Raw genomic sequence first — 6,792 nt, 5'->3', positions numbered from 1 at the left:
CGTTTGGGCCCGCCCCCACCGGCCCGCACGCTCAGGGGCGCGGGGAACGGCGCAATCGTTGAGGCTGACCCCCACCGCCGCGCACCTTCAGGGGCGCGGGGAACTGCGCAATCGTTTGGGCCCGCCCCCACCGGCCCGCACGCTCAGGGGCGCGGGGAACGGCGCAATCGTTGGGGCCGACCTCCACCGGCCTGCACCTTCAGGGGCGCGGGGAACGGCGCAATCCTTTTGGTGCGGGGCTCAGGCCTGGTAGATCGCTTCGATTTCCGTGGCGTAATCCTTCGCCACCACATTCCGCTTCAGCTTCAGCGACGGAGTCAGATGTCCCGAATCCTCCGTGAACTGGTGCGCCAGCACACGGAACTTCCGTACCGACTCCGCCTTGGACACCGCCGCGTTCCCGTCGTCCACCGCACTCTGGAGCGCCGCGAGCAGTTCGGGGTCGAGCGCCAGGGACGCCGCGGTCGAGCCGGCGGGCTTCCCGTGGTCCTCGGCCCACCGCCCCAGGAACTCCTCGTCGATGGTGACGAGCGCGCCCACGAACGGCCGTCCGTCGCCGACGACCATGCATTCGGCGACCAGCGCGTGCGCCCGGATCCGGTCCTCGATCACGGCGGGGGCGACGTTCTTGCCGCCCGCGGTGACGATGATCTCCTTCTTGCGGCCGGTGATCCGGAGGTATCCGTCCTCGTCGAGCGTGCCGATGTCACCGGTGTGGAACCAGCCGTCGGCCAGCGCCTCCTCGGTCGCGCCCTCGTTGTTCCAGTACCCCTTGAACAGGTGCTCGCCGTGCAGCAGCACCTCGCCGTCGTCGGCGATGCGGATCACCGAGCCGGGCAGCGGCTGCCCGACCGTGCCGATCTTCTGCCGGTCCCACGGGTTGAACGCGGTGGCGGCGCAGGACTCGGTCAGCCCGTACCCCTCGAGGACGGTGAAGCCGATGCCGCGGAAGAAGTGGCCGAGGCGCTCGCCGAGCGGCGCGCCGCCCGAGATCGCGTACTCGCCCTTGCCGCCGAGGACCGCGCGCAGCTTGCTGTAGACGAGTTTGTCGAACGTCTTGTGTTTGATCCGCAGGCCGATCGAGGGCCCCGCCGGGGTGTCCAGCGCGCGGCTGTACGCGATCGCGGTGTCCGCCGCCTTGTCGAAGATCTTGCCCTTGCCGTCCGCCTGCGCCTTGGCCCGCGCCGAGTTGTAGACCTTCTCGAAGACGCGCGGCACACCGAGGATCAGCGTCGGCCGGAACGAGGCCAGTTCGTCGGTGAGGTTCTTGATGTCGGGGACCATGCCCAGTTTGATCGGCGCCATCATCGGCGCGACCTGCACGAGGCGTCCGAAGACGTGCGCGAGCGGCAGGAAGAGGAGTACCGAGCACTCACCGGTACGGAACAGCGGGCGCAGCCGCTCGACGATGTTGCCGCACTCGGCGAAGAAGCTGCGGTGGGTCAGCACACAGCCCTTGGGGCGCCCGGTCGTGCCGCTGGTGTAGACGATCGTCGCCGGGTCGTCGGCCTTGGCGAGCGAGCTGCGCTCCTCGACGGCGGCGTCCGAGACGTCCTTGCCGGCGCGGTCGAGCTCGTCGATCCCGCCGCCCTCGATCTGCCAGACGTGCTTGAGGTGCGGCAGCCGGTCGCGCACGGACTCGACGGCGGCGGCGTGCGCGTCCAGCTCGACGACGATCGCGATCGCTCCGGAGTCGCCGAGGATCCACTGCACCTGCTCCGGGGAGCTGGTCTCGTACACCGGTACGGTGACGGCGCCCGCGCTCCAGATGGCGAAGTCGAGGAGCGTCCACTCGTACCGCGTGCGGGACATCAGGGCGACGCGGTCGCCGTGCTGGACGCCCGAGGCGATCAGGCCCTTCGCGGCGGCCTGCACCTCGGCGAGGAAGGCGGTGGCCGTGACATCCGTCCAGGTACCGCCGACCTTGCGGGCGATGACCGCGACATCGGGATGCTGCGCGGCGTTTCTGCGGACGATGTCGGTCAGATTGCCGTCCGCAGGGACCTCGTACAAAGCCGGAAGGCTGAACTCGCGCAAGACTGCTGCTCCTCATAGGGCGCCGACGCCACGACTTCGTGTGATGCGACGGAGCGGTCCAAGGCTCGGGCAGGTGCTCCGGGAGTCGGTTGTTGAAACCCTGAGCACGACTGGACTGCCCGGACGTTACCCGCCGGTAGTGCCTCTTCGACAGGGGGGTCCGGTGAGATGTTCCCCGCGTCACACGTGTTGGCGTTCCTTGCCGCAGAGTAGTCCAACCCGTTACTGACTGGGTAGTAACCGCAGGTCCGCCCGCGTCTACACACCTTTGCTCCACAGGCCTACCCTTGATCGCCATGGCAGGTACACAAGGCGGCGGCGACAGCGGCGGCGAGCGAGAGACCCCGGGGGCGTCCCCGAGAACCCGGATCCACGTCGTGAGCGACGTGCACGGCAATGTCCGTGACCTGGTCAGGGCCGGTGAGGGCGCGGACGCCCTGATCTGTCTGGGCGACCTCGTCCTCTTCATCGACTACGCCGACCACTCCCGCGGCATCTTCCCGGACCTCTTCGGCACCGAGAACACGGACCGGATCGTCGAGCTGCGCACCGCCCGCAGGTACGAGGACGCGCGGGCCCTCGGTGCCCGGCTGTGGGCGGGCGTCGACCGCGGCCCCGCCATCGAGAAGGCCGTACGGAAGCAGTACGCCGAACTCTTCGCGGCGTTCCCCACTCCGACGTACGCCACCTACGGCAACGTCGACATCCCGTCCCTCTGGTCGGAGTACGCAGGACCCGGCACCACCGTGCTCGACGGACAGCGCGTCGAGATCGCCGGCCGGGTCTTCGGCTTCGTCGGCGGCGGACTGCGTACCCCCATGCGGACCCCGTACGAGATCAGCGACGAGGAGTACGCGGCGAAGATCGAGGCCGTCGGGGAGGTCGACGTGCTCTGCACGCACATCCCGCCCGAGGTGCCCGAGCTCGTCTACGACACGGTGGCGCGGCGCTTCGAGCGGGGCAGCCGGGCGCTGCTGGCCGCGATCCGGCGCACCAGGCCGCGTTACTCGCTCTTCGGGCACGTGCACCAGCCGCTCGCCCGGCGGATGCGCATCGGCGCCACGGAGTGCGTGAACGTGGGTCACTTCGCCGGGACGGGGAAGCCGTGGGCGCTGGAGTGGTGAGGGGCGCCGGGGCCACCGGCGGTCGCGGGGCCGGAGGCGGCGGGGCCTGCGCAGCGCGGTAGCGTTCACGCTGCGCACACAGGTAGAAAGCGTTCGTACCCGCAGAACCCTCGTGCCCGCAGAACCCCCTGTCCGGACCGCATCTGGAGGAGCCACAGCGATGGCGGAAAACACCAGTTCGAGTATCACGATCGAGGCGGCACCGGCCGATGTCATGGCGGTCATCGCCGACTTCGCCCGCTACCCCGACTGGACGGGCGAGGTGAAGGAGGCGCAGGTGCTCGCGACGGACGAGAAGGGCCGTGCGGAGCAGGTGCGCCTCGTCATGGACGCGGGCGCCATCAAGGACGACCAGACCCTGGGCTACACCTGGACCGGCGACCACGAGGTCTCCTGGACCCTGGTCAAGTCCCAGATGCTCCGCTCGCTCGACGGCTCGTACATCCTCAAGCCGGCCGGTCTGAGCGCCACCGAGGTCACCTACCGGCTCACCGTCGACGTCAAGATCCCGATGCTCGGCATGATCAAGCGCAAGGCGGAGAAGGTCATCATCGACCGCGCGCTGGCGGGCCTGAAGAAGCGCGTGGAGTCGGGCGACGCCGGCAAGGAAGCCGCCGAGGAGGCCGCTAAGGAAGCGGAGTCGGGGGACGCCGGCAAGAAGGCGGGACCGGGCGACAAGTAGCGGCCCGTCGCGGGCGCCGCCGCACCACGTACCGTTCACCTCCATGCGCACCATCCTGATCACCGGCCCCGGCGGTTCCGGCCGCACCACCGTCGCCGCGGCCACCGCTCGGGAGGCCGCCCGCCGGGGCACCCGCACCCTGGTGCTCTCCGCGGACCGCACCGACACCCTCGGTGCCGCCCTCGGCGCCTCCACCGGTTCCACGCCCGCCGAGACCGCACCCGGGCTCACCGCCTGGCGGCCGGACGCGGGCGAACGGTTCCGGGCGGACCTCCTGGCCCTCCAGGAACAGGCCTCCACCGCCCTCGACCTGCTGGGCTCGGCCCGCCTGGACGCCGAGGAACTCACCCCGCTGCCCGGCGCCGAGGAACTCACCCTGCTCCGCGCCCTGCGCGACGCGGCCGCCGCGGACACCTTCGACCTGCTGGTCGTCGACCTCCCGCCGACCCCCCAGGCCCTCGCCCTGCTGGCCCTCCCGGAACAACTGCGCCGCTACCTGCGCCGCCTGCTGCCGGCGGAACGCCAGGCGGCCCGCGCCCTGCGCCCCGTCCTCGGCCGCCTGGCCGGCGTCCCCATGCCGACGGACCGGCTGTACGAGGCGGCGGCCCGCTGGGACGTCGAACTGGCCGCGGTCCAGCTGGCCGTAGAGGACCCGGCCACGACGGTACGGCTGGTCGCCGAGCCGGGACCCGCGGGCGCCGACGCCGTACGGTCGGCCGTCACCGGGCTCGCCCTGCGCGGGCTGCGCACCGACGCCCTGATCGGCAACCGCGTCCTGCCCGACGCGTCCCCCGACACCTGGCTCGCCGCCCTCGCCGCCCAGCAGCGCAAGTCCCTCGACGGATGGCGTGACGAATGGGGCTCCGCCGGGACCTGCGCGGTGCACGAGGTGCCCCACCTCGGCCGCGACCCGCGCGGCGCCGAGGACCTGGCCCTGCTCCCCGTGCCCGGTCCGGGGGAGGCTCCCGGACCGCTCGCCTGGCCCGTCGTCGACCGGCTCGCCGACGACGGCGTGCTCGTCTGGCACATCCCGCTGCCCGGCGCGATACGCGAGGAACTGGACCTCGTGCGCCGCGGGGACGAACTCGTCGTCACCGTCGGGCAGTTCCGCCGGATCGTCGCGCTGCCGTCCGCCCTGCGCCGCTGCGCGGTCGACGGCGCCTCCCTGCGCGAGGGCGAACTGCGTGTCCGGTTCGCGCCCGACCCGGATCTGTGGCCACGGACACGGTGAACGGCCTACCCCGTTCGGGTAACGTCGAGAGACACAGAGCCGATGCTTGGAGTCCGCCATGAGCGATGAGCGCCCCACGTCCGACGCGGGGGAGGACGCGCTCGACCCGGTGCAGGACGGCGCGGTGCGCGGCGAGGAGCGCGACGATCCGCGCGACGAGGTCCGGGCGACCGACGACGACGCCTGGGCGAAGGCGTGTGCCGAGGACCTCGCCGCCGAGAAGGCCCGCCGCCGCACCCAGTACGGCCAGCCGCCCGGCTCGGCCGCCGAGGAACTGCGCAAACTCGTCGACGCCGTCGCCGACAAGCTGTCCGGACTGCAGTCGCCCCTGCTCGGCGCGGTCGCCGGCGGCGCCGCCCAGCAAGTGGTGAACCAGGTCGTGCAGCAGGCCAAGGCCGCCGTCGAGCCCGTCATCGAGCGCAACCCCGACGTCTTCGACCACCTCGCGAGCGCCGGCTCCGAGCTGCTCGCCGCGTACCGCTCCGCCGTCGAGGCGCAGGAACGGCGCTGGACCGCCCGTGACACCGCCGCGCGCCCCCGGGACGAGGGCACCGGTAGCGGTGAACACATCGACCTCGACTGAAGTCGCTCGGGTACGGTTGGCCATAGCGGGGCTCGACCGAAACTGAGGGATTCATGGGACTCACCATCGGCGTCGACATCGGCGGCACGAAGATCGCGGCCGGGGTGGTCGACGAGGAAGGCAACATCCTCTCGACCTTCAAGGTGCCGACCCCCACGACGCCGCAGGCGATCGTGGACGCGATCGCCGCGGCCGTCGAAGGTGCCAGGGCCGGGCACGAGATCGTCGGCGTCGGCATCGGCGCCGCCGGATACGTCAACCGGCAGCGCTCGACGGTCTATTTCGCGCCGAACATCGACTGGCGGCAGGAGCCCCTCAAGGAAGCGGTGGAGGCCCGGGTGGGCCTGCCGGTCGTCGTCGAGAACGACGCGAACGCGGCGGCCTGGGGCGAGTACAAGTTCGGCGCGGGCAAGGGGCACCGGAACGTCATCTGCATCACGCTCGGCACCGGCCTGGGCGGCGGCATCATCATCGGCAACAAGCTGCGCCGTGGGCACTTCGGGGTGGCCGCGGAGTTCGGGCACATCCGCATGGTCCCGGACGGGCTGCTGTGCGGCTGCGGTTCGCAGGGCTGCTGGGAGCAGTACGCGTCCGGGCGCGCGCTCGTCCGGTACGCGAAGCAGCGGGCCAACGCGACGCCGGAGAACGCGGACATCCTGCTGTCGCTGGGGGACGGCTCGCCCGACGGCATCGAGGGCAAGCACATCTCGATGGCGGCGCGGCAGGGCGACCCGGTGGCGGTGGACTCCTACCGCGAGCTGGCCCGCTGGGCGGGTGCGGGTCTTGCCGACCTGGCCTCGCTCTTCGACCCCTCCGCGTTCATCGTCGGCGGGGGGCTCTCCGACGAGGGCGAACTGGTCCTCGACCCGATCCGTAAGTCGTACAAGCGGTGGCTGGTGGGTGGGAACTGGCGTCCCGTCGCCGATGTGATCGCCGCGCAGCTGGGGAACGAGGCGGGGCTGGTGGGCGCGGCGGATCTGGCGCGCGAGCCCGACCCGATCATGTAGCGGATCGCTACGCGGGGTGCGGGGACGTGTGTCGTCTGCGGCCGAGTGGGGGTCGCCCGCGCAGTTCCCCGCGCCCCTGAAAGGCGGGGCTGCGCCCCTGCCTTTCATCTTTCAGGGGCGCGGGGAAC

At 71.6% G+C, this 6,792-nt stretch carries 6 protein-coding genes; 5 read left to right on the top strand and 1 reads right to left on the bottom strand.

Annotation, left to right across the window (positions count from 1 at the left end):
- Positions 1-240: 240 nt before the first annotated feature.
- Positions 241-2,037 carry an AMP-dependent synthetase/ligase gene (locus tag ACFVH5_RS43490; RefSeq protein ID WP_385839225.1) on the bottom strand — a complete coding sequence of 599 codons (1,797 nt, stop codon included), beginning with the start codon at positions 2,035-2,037 and terminating at the stop codon, positions 241-243.
- A 296-nt stretch (positions 2,038-2,333) separates the two neighbouring features.
- Here ACFVH5_RS43490 and ACFVH5_RS43485 point away from each other — a divergent pair, with 296 nt between their 5' ends.
- The 5 genes from ACFVH5_RS43485 (at position 2,334) to ACFVH5_RS43465 (ending at position 6,664) form a co-directional block, all read left to right on the top strand.
- Entirely contained in the window at positions 2,334-3,161 is an 828-nt protein-coding gene (locus tag ACFVH5_RS43485) for a metallophosphoesterase (protein WP_384809394.1), read from the top strand.
- A gap of 160 nt (positions 3,162-3,321) precedes the next feature.
- Entirely contained in the window at positions 3,322-3,843 is a 522-nt protein-coding gene (locus tag ACFVH5_RS43480) for an SRPBCC family protein (protein WP_385839224.1), read from the top strand.
- 43 nt (positions 3,844-3,886) lie between these two features.
- A complete protein-coding gene (locus tag ACFVH5_RS43475; protein WP_385839222.1) occupies positions 3,887-5,074 on the top strand; it encodes an ArsA family ATPase in 1,188 nt (395 codons plus the stop codon).
- Between the two features lie 58 nt (positions 5,075-5,132).
- Complete coding sequence (locus ACFVH5_RS43470; RefSeq protein WP_385839221.1) at positions 5,133-5,657, top strand: DUF5304 domain-containing protein; 525 nt, start codon at positions 5,133-5,135, stop codon at positions 5,655-5,657.
- A 53-nt stretch (positions 5,658-5,710) separates the two neighbouring features.
- A complete protein-coding gene (locus ACFVH5_RS43465; RefSeq protein ID WP_107017445.1) occupies positions 5,711-6,664 on the top strand; it encodes an ROK family glucokinase in 954 nt (317 codons plus the stop codon).
- The last annotated feature ends 128 nt before the right edge of the window (positions 6,665-6,792 follow it).

The sequence above is a fragment of the Streptomyces sp. NPDC127119 genome, from assembly GCF_042677425.1.
In the GTDB taxonomy this organism is placed as follows: domain Bacteria; phylum Actinomycetota; class Actinomycetes; order Streptomycetales; family Streptomycetaceae; genus Streptomyces.
This window is presented reverse-complemented; position numbering and strand designations above follow the sequence as displayed.

Coding starts and splice junctions, on each gene's coding strand:
- ACFVH5_RS43485 (WP_384809394.1), top strand. CDS start 2,334: ATGGCAGGTACACAAGGCGGCGGCGACAGCGGCGGCGAGCGAGAGACC.
- ACFVH5_RS43480 (WP_385839224.1), top strand. CDS start 3,322: ATGGCGGAAAACACCAGTTCGAGTATCACGATCGAGGCGGCACCGGCC.
- ACFVH5_RS43475 (WP_385839222.1), top strand. CDS start 3,887: ATGCGCACCATCCTGATCACCGGCCCCGGCGGTTCCGGCCGCACCACC.
- ACFVH5_RS43470 (WP_385839221.1), top strand. CDS start 5,133: ATGAGCGATGAGCGCCCCACGTCCGACGCGGGGGAGGACGCGCTCGAC.
- ACFVH5_RS43465 (WP_107017445.1), top strand. CDS start 5,711: ATGGGACTCACCATCGGCGTCGACATCGGCGGCACGAAGATCGCGGCC.